Raw genomic sequence first — 15,890 nt, forward strand, 5'->3', positions numbered from 1 at the left:
TATCCGCCATGAACTGCACCAAATACAAACCCACCTACATACTCATCGCCATAAACATCGCTATCTACATTTATGGAGCCATCGTAGGAGGCGACGCATTCACCACAGGCGACAACGTCGTGTACATGTGGGGGCAAGTGAACCTGTTTATCTTTCAAGGTGCATATTGGCAACTCATCAGCTCCATATTCATCCATGCCTCCATCTTCCACTTAGCAGGTAACATGCTGTTCCTCTTAATCTTCGGATTACGGGCAGAAGAAATGTTTAGCCTACCCGAGTATCTCTTAATCTATTTAGCAGGCGGCTTAGTAGGCAACCTGCTATCGTTGATGTTTGGCCCCTATTTCATTTCCGTGGGGGCATCGGGCGCCATATTCTCAATTTTCGGCGCAGTCGTCATCTATAACCGCCGAGCCGTACGACAATCCATCTTAGGCGCATTAGTATACGCGTTTTTCCTGTTCTTCCTAAACGTTGGTGAAGGCACCAACCTCGTTGCACACCTTGGCGGACTCGCATTTGGCTTGCTGATAGGCTACTGGATAGCTTCAAAACGTAAACAAGCAGAACAATACCAAACTCAATACACGTATTCGACGACGGCAACGCCGTTTTAGTTGGACTGCGTGTAAACCTCAACTTTCACTTTATGCCCATCTTTCAAGTTAAGATGCTTGCGTAAACAAACGGGCGCGATGAGTTCAAGCACCGAAGCATCATAGTGGCTACGCATCGCCGTCACCAAGGCACCCTTAACTTTGTTGTCAATCAGGGCGGGAAAACATTTGACGAGGCCGAAGGTGCGGTCTTCGTTTTGGAAGCCTTTGACCTCGATACCGGGGTAGGCGTCGAGTTCCGTGCGGGTTTTGATGTCATAGTCCGCGGTTAATTTGAGGTTGAGGGTACCGGGGTAGGGTTCGAAGCCGAGTTTTTCCACGATTTGCTTGCGGTAATCGGTTTTGCCCACATAGTAGGCGCCTTCACCTAAACCCGTGAAGACTGTGCCTTCTACCGTGACGGAGGGCGGGTAGGATTTTTCGATGAGAACTTTGAGGTTGCTGTAGAGTTTTTGGATTTCTTTGGTGCCCTGCTCCTCGATTTTGATTAAGCCGCCATCGGGGGTGATGTCTCGTTGAATCCAGCCTTTGCGTTCTAACTCGATGAGGTAGCGAGATGCGGTCTGCTGGGATATGCCGAGTTTCTTAGCTAAATATTCTGTAGAAACCTTGGCGCTTCGCCGATAGGCGCCCAACTCGGCAAGTTTTATGAGCATATAGAGGTGCTGCCACTGTTGCTTTTCCGTCAAAGGGTGATTCTCCGATGATTTAGAAATATAGCGCTGAATATTTAAGCGGCTCGGGGACAAACTCGTAAGTTTAAAACAAAACAGACTCCTTTACAGAAAGCCCAGCATAAGTCAAGGTTTCTTGACGAATAATTTTTTATCGTAAACCGCCTAAATCACAAGCATGAGCAAATTCAACAAACGGCTAACATTTATTCTGATTCTCTCACCATTGCTATTTTTGTCCTTTTCAAATTCAATGCAATTTGCTGTGAGTCAAACAACCGGATACAAAGCCATTGTACATATAACTTCTCCAGTTCAAGACCAGATTTACCGAACAAATAATATACTTGTGAATTTTACCTGTGACACAAACATTCCCGAATCAGAAATCTATTCTTTTATGTTCGCTGGCAATATTGATGGACAAGTAGGCTATCATGGTGGAGACCGCCTCTGGTTAGGTACTTTTCAGAAACCCCTTAGTAGTTTCTATAGCATTCCCGTTAACGTGTCTGAGGGCACTCATTTGCTTTGGGTACAAGTGAGCATTGGAATCAGTGAAATGGATTCAGGTGTTGCCTATCCTAGTGGCGTTATTGTGGAGGATTTGTCTCAAATCGTCAGTTTCACAGTAGACACAGGGGCAGGCACTCCAAATCCAGCAGTTACCCCTACGCCGCAACCCACAAACTCAGCCGCCTCAAACACAGAACCAACCGCTACACCTACCGTTCCAGAATCCTCATGGGTGGCAATAGCGGCTTTACTTGTGTCTGTGCTCTGTGTTGAGATAATATTTAGGCATCGAAAACACTAATTGAGAACAATGACCTTTTTGGGCTCGATATAACTAACTATTCTTTAGGGGTAATCCTCAAGCTGGGACAGCATGAACGTTTTTGATGCGATGGGCAAGTATTGGGCAGAAATCGCCGACGCCAACCAGACCCCACGCCAAATCAGCTTCCTCAAAACCCACCTACCAAGCGGCGGCTACGTGCTCGACCTCGCCTGCGGCACAGGACGCCACATGACGCCGCTTATGAAAGCGGGGTTTGGTTTAGTGGGGCTCGATGTTTCTGGCAAACTGCTGCGTCTTGCCAAACAGAGGGATAAGTCGGTGCAGGTGGTCTGCGGCGATTTGCGGTATCTGCCTTTCAAAAAGGACACGTTTGGGGCTGCGGTGAGCATGGATACGAGCATTGGCTATCTGCCATCGGTGAAGGATGATGTAGGGGTGTTAGTTGAAGCTCATCGAGTACTAAAAGAGGGAGGCGTGTTGGCGGTTGATGTTTTCAACAAAAGCCACCTCACAGCGAAATACAAAGGTAAACCTGCAGCGACTAAAAGATTGCAATATCCCAATTTCACTCTGGAGCAAACAAGAACAGTGAGCGAGGACGGCGTTTGGCTTTGTGATTTGTGGACAGTGCAGGGCAAGACAGGAGAAGCCAGGACGTTTGAGCATAGGGTGCGGCTATATGAGCAGGAGGCGCTAAAGATGCTGCTTGTTGCGGCGCGTTTTGGTTCCCAACAGTTTTTCGGCAACTATGACGGTCAAGCGTTTGGGGCGGATTCGCCGAGACTCATCGTTGTTGCCGCCGCTGCCAAGTGATGCCTGCTAAAGCATTTTTAGGCGTGTATGATGCTTTCTACCGCATAACAGTTATAAGCGTCAACTAAAAGACATCAAAACACAGAATGTGAGAAGCATGAACGCTTGGAAGCTTCACTTTTCGATGGTTGCTACCTTAGCAGCGATTTTTGGGTTAACTACGTTAGTTTTCGCGGTTGTACTAACTTGGGCGGGTCTTGGGCTAAGCTTAGCCATGATTGGCCTTTTAGTGGTCGGGCTAAACATTGCCCAGTGGCTCCTCTCGCCTTACCTCGTCGGAGCCATCTACCGCGCCAAAGCGTTGCCTGAAAACGAGAACCCCAAACTCCACCAAGTCGTAGCGGACCTTAGCAAGAAAAGCGGCATCTCCAAACCCCAACTTATGCTCTCCAAACTAACCATACCCAACGCATTCGCTTATGGGTCTCCTTTAACGGGTAGCCGCGTCGCCGTAACCGAGGGACTAATCAAAAACCTTGACGACGGCGAAGTTGAAGCAGTACTGGGTCACGAGTTGGGTCACCTAAAACACCGCGATGTCCAAGTCATGATGGTTGTTTCCTTTTTGCCCGCCCTGTTCTACTATATTGGTTACTCCATGATGCTGTCGGGAATGTTTGGCGGCGGCAACCAACGTGAAGGCGGCCAAGGTGGCGGTAACGCCCTAATCGGCATTGCTTTCATGGCTTTCTCATGGATTCTAACCTTATTCACGCTCTACCTTAGCCGACTCCGCGAATACTACGCCGATCGCCACAGCGCATCCATTGTCGATAACGGCGCCGAAAAACTCTCCACTGGCCTTGTCACCATCGTGGAGCAAAGCAAGCGCAGCGGTAGACCTACACGAGAGCAAGCCCAAAACAACAACGCCTTCAAAGCGCTCTTCATCTCGGACCCAGACCGCGCAAACGTCGACGCAGAAGAACTCCACGCCAACAACATCACCAACAAATACGACCTACTCAGAGAAACACTTGCCCAAAAACCCAGTGGCGCAGAGAAATTCGTAGAAATCTTCTCCACCCACCCCAACATCATAAAGCGGCTGCGGGCGCTACAGGAACTTCGCGAAAACCCACGCGGGTACTAAAGCAAAGAATCCGCATCAGTGAGGAAAGGATTTACTTTCTTTTCTTGCCCAATCACTGTGGCTTCGCCATGACCGGGGTACACCAGTAGGTTGTCGGGCAATTGTTTGATTTTTTCCAGCGACTGCCGCATGTCACGCATGGATCCGCCTTCAAAGTCCGTTCTGCCTATGCTTCCAGCAAAAAGCGTATCCCCAGTAAAAACAACTTTCTCGCCCACAAGACAGATGCTTCCTCGGCTGTGACCGGGGGTATGCAGAATGTTTAGGGGTTCGGAACCGAAGACGATTTGGTCGTGTTCCTCTAAAAGGACGTTATCGGGGTTTCCGAAACGAGAGATGCTCTCGATGTATGAGGCGTCAAAGGAGTGGATACAGATGGGCACGCTGTATTTTCTTTTGAAGAGGTCATCGCCTTTGATGTGGTCATCGTGTCCATGAGTGTTTATGATGAATTTTATGGTTAAACCGTTTTTTTCGATGTAATTTACGATGGCTGTGGCTTCATGCACAAAATCTAAGCCGGGGTCGATTATGACGGCTTCTTTGGTTTGGGCGTCACTTGCAACATAACAGTTAGTGTAGAGCATACCTACGGGGAAGGTTTCAACTATCATAGCAACCAAAAGAAAATACCCACAAAGATAAACTAAATGTTTTTGCTTCCAAACGCTAAAAACATCATCAAAGACTTTTGAACTAAAAAATCAGTGATCCTCGATTATGTGCCTGTGACCTGAAGAAAGCCAGTGAGTTTAATGGTGCTTCCGCATTTGCCGCAACTGATGACTAATTCTGAAAGTTCATCGTTAACTACTTGGGTGTCAAGGATTTGGTAGGTTTCTTCTGACGAGTCATCGGGCGAAATTGACGTTCCACATTTTGGGCATGGGAAAGAACCGTCACCTTCAACACTCGATAGGTCAATCTTGTATTCCTTTTCTTTGTCCAGTTTTTTCATCATCATGGGTTCTTCCTCTAATTTCAATTATAGTTTTGTTAATTAAACAATTATGAATCTCTAGTCAGTAACGAAGTCTTTAAAAAGCTGTCCCAAAAAAAGGAAAAAAAAGATTTTGAATTTAGCATTTTCAAGTCAAGCCTTGTTCTCTTTTTCGAACTGTTCAGGAGAAATATAGTCGCCGTATTTAGCTTGAGCAGCCAGTAGCCGTTCGCGTTGCATGTATAGTAATCCGAAGAGTTCCAGAGGGTTGTCAGTGACGTTTTCTTGGTAGAATTTGGAGACGCGTTCGATTTTGGAGAGGTTTTCGGGGACGCGGATGGTGAATTGTTTGTTGTAGTCTGCTTTTTCGTAGCTTCGACCCAGTACTTCTTTGAAGAGTTTCTTGAGGTCTTCATATTTGGGTATGTAGCCTGTGGGGGTGGGGATAGCTTCGACTTCGTTGTGCACTCGGAGTTCCATCCACTTTACCCAGACATGTTTGTCTCTGGGGGTGTTGAGGTATTTGCCAGTTTCGATGTCACGAAGGAAGTAGTTCACGCCGAAGACGATGGGTTGCTTTTGGAGTTTTTTACCGAAGTTTAGGTTATTCTGCACGTTTCGACCCATGGGGATGCTGATGAAGTCCTGTATGCTCATCATGTTAATTTCGGGGACACCTTCTTTGCCGACGGTTGCAAAAGTGGTTTCAGTCTCCAATGAAGCACCGTAAGCGATGATACCGTGCTCCCAGCTAAAACTCTGTTGAACAGGCACGTAGGCTTTTGCGTCTCGACCGCCATACATGATGCCGCCTAACTCGACTCCGTTGGGGTTGTTGAGTTCAGGGTCAACGTTTTCTAGGGCTGTTAATGCCACGGCGTAGCGGGCGTTTTTGTGAGCTGCTGGGATGTCGTTGCCGTTTTCGTCTTTTTTGCCTTCAAACCATGTACCAGTGTAGTTGATGCCGTCTTTGGGTAATTCCTGCCCCATACCAAGCCAGTAGGGCTTGCCGTCTTTCACTAAGATGTTGCTAAATACGATTTCGCCAGGGGTTGTGAGTACCTTCCAGATGAGAGCGTCATCTTTGGGGTTGACATCTTGGATAATGCCAAAGATGCCTGATTCCACGTTAACGGCGCGGGCGACAGAGTCGATGTCGCGGATGTAGGCGATGTCGTCACCTAAGATTTTTTCACCCGGCAACATAGCTGTGGATGTTTTGCCGCATGCACTTGGGAAGGCACCTGCAAAGTAGGTTTTGCGTCCACCAGGACCAAACACGCCCATAAGCAGCATGTGCTCAGCTAACCAGCCTTCACTGCTGGCTTTGCGGATGGCTAAACGGAAGGCAAGTTTCTTGAAACCCACCGAGTTGCCAGCGTACTGGGTGTTGACGCTGTAGATAGTGTTATCCATGTGGTCGATGTAGATGCGTTTTTTAGCGTAATCTTCGCTGACCATGTCACTGGTGAGTTTCCCCGCGGAATGAACCACACGCAGAAAATCTGTTTTTGGTCCAGCTTTAACGAATTGTTCAAACCCTGCCCTGTAGAGTAGCGATTCAGTGTGGGCAACATACCATGAATCGGTGGCTTGTAAACCTAATATCGTGAAAACCGAGTCGGGGGGTCCAAGAGAAATGAAGCGAAGAATCATGGTTCTGCCTGCCATGGAGTTTCGCAGCAACCCTCGAACTTCTACGAGACCCTCTTGGCGGTCAATCTGGTTAAGCGCCTTGCTCAACGTTAAGCCTTTGGGTACGAGGTATTTGGTGGCTTGGCGGTCGCGTCCTTGGTCTTGTTCGCCGTCGAAGTGAAGAGTGTGTCCCTGTAGGGTTAGGGTGGCTTGTTCTTCTCCGGAGGCGATAGCTTGTTTGCGGACGTAGGCTATGTCTTCGGCGGAGTCGCTGCATATGAAGATTTTTTCGGGGTGACAAAGATCGCTTTCTTTGGCGATGAATTCGTGTACGTTGGGGTTGTCGATTTTTTGAAGTTTTTTAAAATCGGCTTCGGTTAGTTTAGGTTGGAGTGCTTCAAGATAGGGATTCATTATTGCCATGTATTTTTCACCATTAAATTCTTGAAATTAAGTCTAGGCTTCCTTTTTGTAACTTGCATTAGTAAATGATAAACCTTGTGCAAAGAAAAGAAATGTGGAGAATTGTAGCGTTCCATAGGCAAATTCTTTACACAAACCTATAGTTCGTTTACAGTTCCGGGGACTCGGGGGAAAGGTTGGCATTCAGCAATGTGGTCAACACCAGCAAGCCATCCAACTAAACGTTCCATGCCTATGCCTCCGCCGGCAGTGGCTTTGAGCCGTCCGTCTTTGGCCATTTTAAGCACTAGTGAATAGTTGTCTTTGTTGACTTGGTCACGCTCAAGCTTGCTCAAGATTTTGCTGTACTCAAATTCACGCTTAGCACCCGAGAGTACTTCGCCAAACTGGGGCAAGAAGAGGTCATAGTTGTCCCATTTACCCGTCGCGAAATCTTCAAAATCATAGAATTCACGAGGTATGTTGGTTACCCACACGGGTTCAGTAATATCTTTTGCGACGCCTGCTTCCCAACCGTCAGCGCCGTATTTAGCTTCTAAATCCAAGCGGTCAATGACTTTGAAGGGTGCCTTTGGAGCTTTGAGGCTGTCACAGCGGCACAGAGTGGTTAATTCGCTTTTCATGTCGCGTTTGAGGTCTTTAACAAGGGTGCAGATAGCGTCTTCTACCAATGTAAAGACATCTTTTGAAGTTGCACCGCTCACTTCAAAGTCTAATTGAGTGAATTCGTATATGTGCCTTCCAGTTTTTGCGCGTTCCGCCTTTTCAATGCGGATGTTGGGTGAAAGGATGAATAGTTTAGGATAGGCAGTGGATGATGCGACGAGTTTGTGGATAATCATGCTGGCGGTGGTGCGAACGGGTTTGCCGTAGATGTCGACTTCAATGCGTTTCTCGATGGATGCACCAGGGTCTGGCCAGAGGGGGTCAGTGCTTTGGCTCAAAGCAACTGGGAGGAGCCATTGGAAGCCCTTGTTAATGTATGTGTTAGTGAGACTTTTGAGAGTGTAAGTCATAATTTTGCCTATGCAGGCTTTTCGTTCTAGCTCGGTTGTCGTTAGTTGGTCTAACGGTTTGGGAATTTGGATTGCTTTACTCAAGGTAATCACGTGAAATGGTTGTGTTGGATTAGCACAGTACACGGGAGGTAATAAATTTTTTATAATAAAAAATGATTAATTTACAATAACTACAAGTTTTTATACCTGAAACATGTAAGATTTACATATGAGCATTAAACTTGACGAAAAAGACCTCGCCATCCTGCTCCTAATCCAAGAAAACAGCAAACTCACCGCCAACCAAATCGCCAAAAAAATAAATGCCCCAATAACCACCGTTTTCGCCAAAACCAAACGCATGGAAGAAATGGGCATCATCAAACAATACCGCGCCATACTCAGCGCAGAAAAACTCAACCTCGCCACCTCCGCGTTTATTCTCGCCCAAGTCAGCTACCAAGCCCAAAACCACGAAACCCCCATAACCCAACGTGACGTAGCCGAAGAAATCGCCAAGTTCCCCGAAGTCCAAGAAGTCCACATCATAACCGGCGACTGGGACCTCCTCATGAAGTTACGGGCAGAAAACGTGGAGGCAATCGGCAGATTTGTGGTGGATAAACTGCGCCGCATCAAAGGCTTAGAGAAAACCTTGACATGCATGGTGTTTGAAACCGTTAAAGAAACCACTAGCCTGCCGCCGCCCCCAAAGAAAAGCCACCCCTAAACGGAATGTAGAGTCAGCTATTTCTTGTGAAGTAAAGCATTGCGGTGCCATCATTGAGTTGCGTTGGCTCTCGCGCTTTCTTGAAGCCTGACTCTAAAAATTTTTTCTCCACCAAAACTTGGAGTTCTCTGGTGTGAGTTTCAATAAAATAATAGTGAACTAACCCCAAAACCTCGGGGGCTACATTGATTAGGCAGGTTTCGGCTCCTTCGCAGTCAATTTTTGCGATATTAGGTTTAGTTTCCTTAAGGATGCTGGAAATTTTTTTGATTTTTATAACAGCGCTCTTTTGTCCCTTGGAGAGTAATCCGAAGCCTACGCCAATCTGGTCATAGTTGATGGTCTGCGATCCGTCGGTCTCGCCGATGCCTTCATTGTACAATTCAGCGTTAACGTGATTTAACCGAATATTTTGCTCAATAAAAGTCTGATACTCACTGATGGGCTCATAGATTATGACCTTAGCAGCACCTAAACTGGAGAAGAGCGCGGCTGTTTCTCCACAGAAGCCGCCGACGTCGAGCACTACTTTGCCTTGGAAGTTGGTTTCGTAGAGTTTCTCTTCGCTGCATTCGATGAAGTAAACGGTGGCTAAGTCTATGGGTCCGACGAGGTGGATTTTTTTGGATTGGATTTCAAAGAGGTTGTCGCCCGTTTGGGTTATGGTGTAGGCGGCGCCGTCTTTTTGGAGACTGTATTGGGTTTTGGTTCGGTTTATGCTCCAGCCTCGGCATTTTAGGTCAAGCAACAAGTCGAACAACAACCAGCCCGATGCGGGATAGTTTGTTTGGTAGATAAATTCGCCTTTTTTGACTATGCAGCCGCCCTCAGTTTTCTCGATGCGGTACCCTTGTTTTTGGAGTTTCCAAAACCAGTCTCTAAGCAGCGTGTATTGGAGGTAGGTTGTTTTTGCTTCGACGCCGTTTCTAAACTTGATGGTTTGAGGGGTGGACGAGTTTCTTAGCTGCATGACAGCCCAAAAGCTGCGCGTTGTTTGAATCGTTCGGTACAAGCCACTTAGTGTTGGCATATAGCACTCCAAATTAAGTCAGGGTGTAGGCATAAACATTTTTCGTTTGTCGTATCAAACCAAAAAAGGGTTAGACAGAACTTGAAGTATAATACAGCAGCGGCAGCGCTAAAAGTACGGTGTCTTTGCCTTTGGAGGTTAAGGCGTATTCTACTCGAAGCGGCGGACCCGGGGTGACGTTGCGTGTTATGTAGCCGTGTTCTTGGAGCATTTTTAGTTTGCCAGATAAGGTGCGGCTGTTTACGCCTAGGATTTTTTTGATGTTGCCAAAGCCCATGGTGTTTTTTAGGATTAGGGTGTAGAGGATTTCGAGGCTCCATTTTTGGAAGAGGAGGTTGAAGCTGTCTTGGAGGCTTTCGACTTCGTCTTTGAGTTCTTGGGGAGTGATTTTTTGGGTTTTTATGATGTCGTTGAAGACGACTTCTACGCCTTGGAGCACGTGGGTCATGCGTTCTTCGACGATTTTTCGGAATTCTGCACTTAGGGTTAGGGGGGCGCTCATGGTTATACTCGGTTGGGTTTAGGTTACTTCACAGTTTATTAAGCTTTACATATACAACATGGTATACAAAGTAAAGTTACATTGGAGGATACATCATGGAAAAATATGACGCCATAGTTGTAGGCGCAGGCACAGCCGGCTGCCTTGCAGCAAAAACCGTAGCTGAAAAAGGCCTCAAAGTCTGCCTCATCGAAAAGAAGCCCAAAAGCGAAATCGGAGAAAAAATCTGCGGCGACGCCCTAGGCGACCACCACCTAAACACTCTGGGTCTTGAAAAACCCACAGGCGGCGAATTAGAAGCCAAAATCGACGGCATCAAAATCTACAGCCCCGACGAAAACACCGTGTTCACCATCGCGGACAAAGACTTCGTCGGCCACATCCTAAACCGCCGCCTCTTCGGGCAGTGGCTGCTCAAGAAAGCCACCGACGCAGGCGCGCAATTACAGGATAACATGAATTTCCGCAGCCCCATAATCGAAAACGGCGCAGTCGCGGGCATAACCGTCAAAAACATGAAGACGGGCGCAGTCAAAGAATTGCGCGGCAAAGTAACCATTGACGCGACGGGCTACTTTGGCATGGTCCGCAAGCAGCTCCCCGCCGAACTCGGCATTGACCGCGAAATCGACAACGCCGACGTGGAAGCTTGCTACCGAGAAATCCGCCAGCTAAAGCAAGAAACAGAGGATACTCGTTTCTGCGAAATTTACCTTAACCAACAAGCCTCACCAGGCGGCTACGTCTGGATTTTCCCCAAAGGCGGTGCACGCGTAAACGTAGGCATCGGCACCTGCATGCGCAAAACAGGCTATCCGAATCCTAAAGAGCAACTCTACAAAACCGCGTTTAGCAAACCCATGTTCGACGGTAGCCTCGTGTTGACGGGCGGCGCATGGTTTGACCCTGTCCGCAGACCACTTGACAACATGGTCGGCAACGGTGTTATGCTGGTCGGCGACGCTGCCTCACTGGTTAATCCGATTCATGGCGGCGGTATTGGTCCCAGCATGCTCAGCGGATTCTATGCGGGTCAGCAAATCGTCGATGCACTCGGTAAAGGTGAGCCCACCAAAGAGGCGCTGTGGGGCTACAACAAACGCTACATCAACACCTACGGCAAAAAACAAGGCACCCTCGACATCTTCAAAATCTTCCTCCTATCCTGTAGCGACGACGACTTAAACTATGGCATGAACCAAAAACTCATGACCGAAGACGACGTCTTAAAGGCAGGCATGGGCGACGACTTCCACCTCAACATCACCGAAACCGCCAAACGAGTCTTCCGCGGCATCCGCAAAGTCGGCTTCCTCAACAAACTCCACAACACCGTAAGCATGATGAAAGAGCTAGGCGCACACTACAACACCTACCCCGAAACCCCAGTCGGCTTCGAAGCATGGCAAGCCCAGACAATAAAGCTGATTGAGGAAGGACACAAAAAACTCGTCGACTAAAACCAACAAAACCAACCTTTCTTTTTTTCTTTATTTCAAGTCTTATTTTTGCACTTATAGAATGCGTGTCCGTTTGCAGTTGCTGTTCACTGCTTTCCGATGCTTTCAACGAACCTATTTGCAGCCTATTTGGATCCTATTAGTGGTTCTATGTAGAAACCTAAGAGGGGTAGGTCACTATTGACCCAAAACAAGCCCATTAACATGTTGAAAACCAGTAGAAATCCCCGCTTCAAAAAGTTGGGGGAGGGTGCGGTTTATTTGTTGTCGGCTTTTTTGGCTTTAAACGTATAATTCTTGACGGACAGGCTCAACGCAATGATGACTATGGCTAGGGCGATGGCTACGGCGAAGATGACGTTGAAGGCTGTGGCGTCGGCAAGCACCTCGTTTAGATGCGTCACCGTATAGGTGGACATCAGCGTGGTTGCGATGACGGGTCCGATGGCGCCGCCGAGGTTGCGTAGCATCGTGTTCATGCCAAACCCTACGGCGACTCGGTCAGGCGGCAACGAAGTCGAAATCATGTTCACAATCGGAATCGTCAACGAGAGAACGCCGACAAACGCAACGGCGGAGTTAAGCATCAAATTCAGCGGCGAAGAACGCTCAAAAATGAACATCAACAACCCCAAAATGCTCACCACTGCGCCCACCAGGAGAATGGGCTTAGGCCCGATTCGGATAACCAGCTTACCCATCAAGGGCCCCATGAACAGCATAATAAACGTGCCCGGCGCTAACGTCAACCCCGTCGCCACAATATCGAGCCCCAACCCGTAAGGCGTCGGCTGCTGGGCATAGTAAACCACGGCGAAGAACAGCAAAAACATCACCAAATTCGTGATTATACCGACGAGGTTGGCTACTAGGACGTTGCGGATTTTTAGCAGCCCCAACTCTATTAGCGGGTGGGAACTGCGATTTTCGTACACAAAAAAGCCCACCGTCAAAATCGCGCCAACGATGAGTATGACTAAGTTTTGCAAAGAAGCCCACCCCGACGTCGGCGCATTCGTGATGTAGAGCAAAATCAGCACAATACCAGCCATAAGCATCGAGACGCCCACATAGTCCACTTTGCTTTTCTGCCCCGGCACATCCTTCTTAATCATCTTAAACGCCAAAAAAAACAGCACTATGCTCAAAATCATGGCAGTGTGGAAAGCCCAGTGCCAAGAAAGATCCTGCACAATATAGGCGCCAATGATTAAGCCGATTGCTGCTCCGATGGCGAAGGTTCCGCTGATAATCCCCTGCGCGGTTGCGACTTTCTCTTTGGGGTACACGTCGGCGATTATCGCTAACCCCAAGGGCACAATCGCAAATCCGATGCCTTGAATGGCTCGGGCAAGGATGAGCAGATAGATGTTGGGGGCAAACCCCGCTAAACCCACACCCGCCATATAGAAGAGCAGGACTAAAAGGAACGTTTTTTTCTTGCCGTAGATGTCGCCGAGTTTTCCAAATAGGGGGGCTACGGCGGCGCCGACGATGAGGAAGGCGGAGGTTATCCAGGAGGCGGTGGTGTCGGAAGCGTGGAAGTCGGTTTGGATGTTGGGGATGCCAGGGATGACCATGGTTTCGACGTAGTTGACGAGTAGGCTGACGGCGGTTACGGTTAGGAGGATTTGGGTGGCGTAATGGCTTGGGCTGGGGGATTTGGTTTTGTTCAAAAGTGTTTCGCCTTGGCTGGCGGTTGGGGTTCCACTGGCGTGGTGGTGGACCGTTGGACTGTTGGTCAGCCAATTATGCCAGAGTAATCGTTGGATATAAACAAGTCGCGGTTTGGTCAGCTGTTTGTTGTTTATTAATCAAACAAGCAACCATATACACGCTACATATAATAATTTTAAGCTATAGCTGAATTGTTTGATGCAGTTTTAAGCGAAGCTTTATCAATTAAGCTTTGCCATGCTAGAGTATATGAGCACCCAAGCTTCTATGGAGCCCTTACCCCGTTCGCTCTACCCCCCAAAAGCAGACCCCCGAGCAGCCATGCGAGAAATGGTCGACGCAGTATTCAACGACAAATTCATGATAATCATCTCCACCATAATTATACCCATCATCTTAATCAACTACTTCTTCACCGTCACCCCCCAAGGCCAAAGCTTCCTCGACATCACCGACTGGACCATCGTCATAATATTTGAGGTCGAATACTTCTCCAAACTCTACCTCGCCCCCAACCGCTGGGAACACTTCAAATCCCCCTGGCACCTAGTCGACCTCTTCATAATCACCATCCCCCTCATCCAAATAACACAAGTTTTTAGCTTCGCACTCCCAAGCCACCCCACGCTTCTGCTTAGGCTCCTAACCATCCCCCGCGTCTTCGCCGTCGGCAGCCGCGCCGCCATAGGACGAAGAACCAAAGGCACCACCGCAGGCGTCACCAGCCAACAGCCAAACACCATCATCCAGCTAGTCGACATAAACCAAAAAACCACAACCCCCATCAGCTGGGATGAACTGCAATCCCGCCTCGTCAACGACCCAACCCAAGAATGGATAGACATACACGATATATCCGACGAAGGCTTCGCCCAGCTAAGCAACATGCTAAACATTCCCGAAGCCCAATTCAGGGGCAACCTCATTGACGAAATCTATCCCCACCTTGATCATTCTGAAAACGTCAGTTTGCTGTTTTTGCAGTCAGGCAAAATCATCTACCCCAAAACGTCCGCGAATTACTTAACCATAGTCCGCTCAGGCATCATCGTAATCAACCGCAAAAACAAAATCTTAACAGTCTCTAAACATAACGTTGACTTGCCAGACAAGGTATTTCGCAACTTGCCAAAGACCACTGTGGAAGGCAACGTTGTCGCAACCACGCTTTTTAGCATCCTTATGAACGTTTTAAATGACTACAAAGCGCTCCTATCCGAAGTTGAGATGGAAGTCATCAAAATCGGTGACCTGCCAAAATCTAGGTTGCCGCAGGATTTTTTGGAGCGGATGTATCGCTTCGGCAAAGAGGTGGGCCGCGTCGCCTCTAATATTGTTCACTTCAAAGAGATGCTTAGCCTCATAAACACCGGAAACATTTTCGTGGAGCGGTTTGACCACAAAACTGAACAAGCCTTCCACATCCTGCAGGATACCACACAGTTTCTAAACGAGATAGCCGATGACGTCACGGGCAGTTTGCAGTCCATAATTGACCTCTACATCAACCAGACATCATTTGATACGAATCGGATTCTCAAAATTTTAGCGGTCATCACGGCGTTGGCGATTTTTCCCTCGGCAATCGGCGGCATTTTGGGTATGAACCTGCTTGATGTACCCTACACGGCGGTGTTGTGGCAGATTGTTATGGTTATTTGTTTAATCATGTTTTTCATGGGGTATGCGTGTTTGAAGCTGGGTTGGCTTAAAACGTAGCAGTTTATGCCTTGAAGGTAAAAGGCTTAAATTCAAAATTGACGTTGCATAGTTTGGTGAAGAAATTTGGTTTATTGCTCTAACTGTGGCTCAAAAATAGATGATGAATCATTCTTCTGTCCCAAATGCGGCACCCGCACGCCCAAGGGTAAAGCCGCAAACGCAGCCTACCCAACTGATGAACTCCGAGACGCCTTCTATCAAGTCGGAGTCGAAGTCGAGAAAGCATTCACCCTAGCAGCCCACGAAATGCATGCTGCCTTCAAAAGAGTCAGCGAAGACATCAACCAAAAACACGCCACCACCCAAGGCGGCACAATCTGCTCCAAATGCGGCACCCGAAACCCCGAAGGCTCAGACTTCTGCAGCAGCTGCGGCGCAAAAATCGAAACCGAAGCATCCACCACAACCACATAATCCCACTTTTTTGGATAGGTTCTTTTGGAAAAATCATCCCGAAATCGAGGAATCAAAGCAGATGCCTTACTTTGCCCTAGCTGCTGCGTAGAATATGTGGCAGTAAAGTTTGATCTTGACATAGACGGCAGTATCCTACATGATGTAGACGCACTCAAGTGCCCATCGTGTGGGGAGGAGATGTTTACGCCTCAGCAGCTACAGACAATACAAAAACGCAGCGAAAACGCCTCTAAACCTTAAATTTCCGAAAAACTATTGATGCGCTAAAAAGCCAATACCGACCTACCCCTCTATAGGTTCTGCATAGAGTTTCTAATAGCATCCAAATAGGCTACAAATAGGTTAAAGTCCGAA

At 47.9% G+C, this 15,890-nt stretch carries 17 protein-coding genes; 9 read left to right on the forward strand and 8 right to left on the reverse strand.

Annotation, left to right across the window (positions count from 1 at the left end; genetic code table 11):
• Positions 1-8 precede the first annotated feature (8 nt).
• Positions 9-620 (forward strand): rhomboid family intramembrane serine protease, encoded by a 612-nt coding sequence (locus NWE92_08315; protein MCW4029634.1) that lies wholly within the window; start codon positions 9-11, stop codon positions 618-620.
• Here the strand turns inward: NWE92_08315 and NWE92_08320 are convergent.
• Entirely contained in the window at positions 617-1,309 is a 693-nt protein-coding gene (locus tag NWE92_08320) for a CTP-dependent riboflavin kinase (protein MCW4029635.1), read from the reverse strand. The genes NWE92_08315 and NWE92_08320 overlap by 4 nt on opposite strands.
• A 250-nt stretch (positions 1,310-1,559) precedes the next feature.
• Here NWE92_08320 and NWE92_08325 point away from each other — a divergent pair, with 250 nt between their 5' ends.
• From NWE92_08325 to NWE92_08335, 3 genes are all read left to right on the forward strand, one after another.
• On the forward strand, positions 1,560-2,111 hold the full coding sequence (locus tag NWE92_08325) for a hypothetical protein (protein MCW4029636.1): 552 nt from the start codon (positions 1,560-1,562) through the stop codon (positions 2,109-2,111).
• 72 nt (positions 2,112-2,183) lie between these two features.
• On the forward strand, positions 2,184-2,909 hold the full coding sequence (locus NWE92_08330; GenBank protein MCW4029637.1) for a class I SAM-dependent methyltransferase: 726 nt from the start codon (positions 2,184-2,186) through the stop codon (positions 2,907-2,909).
• A gap of 97 nt (positions 2,910-3,006) precedes the next feature.
• The gene (locus NWE92_08335) at positions 3,007-4,002 is read left to right on the forward strand and encodes a zinc metalloprotease HtpX (GenBank protein MCW4029638.1); all 996 of its coding nucleotides are present in this window, start codon (positions 3,007-3,009) and stop codon (positions 4,000-4,002) included.
• Here NWE92_08335 and NWE92_08340 read toward each other — a convergent pair.
• From NWE92_08340 to NWE92_08355, 4 genes are all read right to left on the reverse strand, one after another.
• Positions 3,999-4,616 (reverse strand): MBL fold metallo-hydrolase, encoded by a 618-nt coding sequence (locus tag NWE92_08340; protein MCW4029639.1) that lies wholly within the window; start codon positions 4,614-4,616, stop codon positions 3,999-4,001. The two genes, NWE92_08335 and NWE92_08340, sit on opposite strands and share 4 nt — an antisense overlap.
• A 104-nt stretch (positions 4,617-4,720) precedes the next feature.
• Entirely contained in the window at positions 4,721-4,987 is a 267-nt protein-coding gene (locus NWE92_08345) for a hypothetical protein (protein MCW4029640.1), read from the reverse strand.
• A gap of 108 nt (positions 4,988-5,095) precedes the next feature.
• Positions 5,096-6,991 (reverse strand): phosphoenolpyruvate carboxykinase (GTP), encoded by a 1,896-nt coding sequence (locus NWE92_08350; GenBank protein ID MCW4029641.1) that lies wholly within the window; start codon positions 6,989-6,991, stop codon positions 5,096-5,098.
• Between the two features lie 146 nt (positions 6,992-7,137).
• Complete coding sequence (locus NWE92_08355) at positions 7,138-8,109, reverse strand: asparagine synthetase A (GenBank protein ID MCW4029642.1); 972 nt, start codon at positions 8,107-8,109, stop codon at positions 7,138-7,140.
• A 118-nt stretch (positions 8,110-8,227) separates the two neighbouring features.
• Between NWE92_08355 and NWE92_08360 the strand changes: the two genes are divergently transcribed.
• Positions 8,228-8,728 carry an Lrp/AsnC family transcriptional regulator gene (locus NWE92_08360; protein MCW4029643.1) on the forward strand — a complete coding sequence of 167 codons (501 nt, stop codon included), beginning with the start codon at positions 8,228-8,230 and terminating at the stop codon, positions 8,726-8,728.
• Between the two features lie 13 nt (positions 8,729-8,741).
• Here the strand turns inward: NWE92_08360 and NWE92_08365 are convergent, their stop codons facing one another.
• Together NWE92_08365 and NWE92_08370 are read right to left on the reverse strand one after the other, a co-directional pair.
• Positions 8,742-9,758 (reverse strand): FkbM family methyltransferase, encoded by a 1,017-nt coding sequence (locus NWE92_08365; protein MCW4029644.1) that lies wholly within the window; start codon positions 9,756-9,758, stop codon positions 8,742-8,744.
• Positions 9,759-9,828: 70 nt separating this feature from the next.
• A complete protein-coding gene (locus NWE92_08370; GenBank protein ID MCW4029645.1) occupies positions 9,829-10,260 on the reverse strand; it encodes a helix-turn-helix transcriptional regulator in 432 nt (143 codons plus the stop codon).
• Positions 10,261-10,355: 95 nt separating this feature from the next.
• Here NWE92_08370 and NWE92_08375 point away from each other — a divergent pair, with 95 nt between their 5' ends.
• On the forward strand, positions 10,356-11,720 hold the full coding sequence (locus NWE92_08375) for an NAD(P)/FAD-dependent oxidoreductase (protein MCW4029646.1): 1,365 nt from the start codon (positions 10,356-10,358) through the stop codon (positions 11,718-11,720).
• 257 nt (positions 11,721-11,977) lie between these two features.
• On the opposite strand, the gene NWE92_08380 is transcribed toward NWE92_08375, so the two are convergent.
• On the reverse strand, positions 11,978-13,396 hold the full coding sequence (locus NWE92_08380) for an MFS transporter (protein ID MCW4029647.1): 1,419 nt from the start codon (positions 13,394-13,396) through the stop codon (positions 11,978-11,980).
• 250 nt (positions 13,397-13,646) lie between these two features.
• Between NWE92_08380 and NWE92_08385 the strand changes: the two genes are divergently transcribed.
• The 3 genes from NWE92_08385 (at position 13,647) to NWE92_08395 (ending at position 15,776) form a co-directional block, all read left to right on the forward strand.
• The gene (locus NWE92_08385; protein MCW4029648.1) at positions 13,647-15,116 is read left to right on the forward strand and encodes a hypothetical protein; all 1,470 of its coding nucleotides are present in this window, start codon (positions 13,647-13,649) and stop codon (positions 15,114-15,116) included.
• A gap of 66 nt (positions 15,117-15,182) precedes the next feature.
• Positions 15,183-15,533 (forward strand): zinc-ribbon domain-containing protein, encoded by a 351-nt coding sequence (locus NWE92_08390; protein MCW4029649.1) that lies wholly within the window; start codon positions 15,183-15,185, stop codon positions 15,531-15,533.
• 24 nt (positions 15,534-15,557) lie between these two features.
• Complete coding sequence (locus NWE92_08395; protein ID MCW4029650.1) at positions 15,558-15,776, forward strand: hypothetical protein; 219 nt, start codon at positions 15,558-15,560, stop codon at positions 15,774-15,776.
• Positions 15,777-15,890 lie beyond the last annotated feature (114 nt).

The organism is Candidatus Bathyarchaeota archaeon, assembly GCA_026014745.1.
In the GTDB taxonomy this organism is placed as follows: Archaea; Thermoproteota; Bathyarchaeia; order Bathyarchaeales; family Bathycorpusculaceae; genus Bathycorpusculum.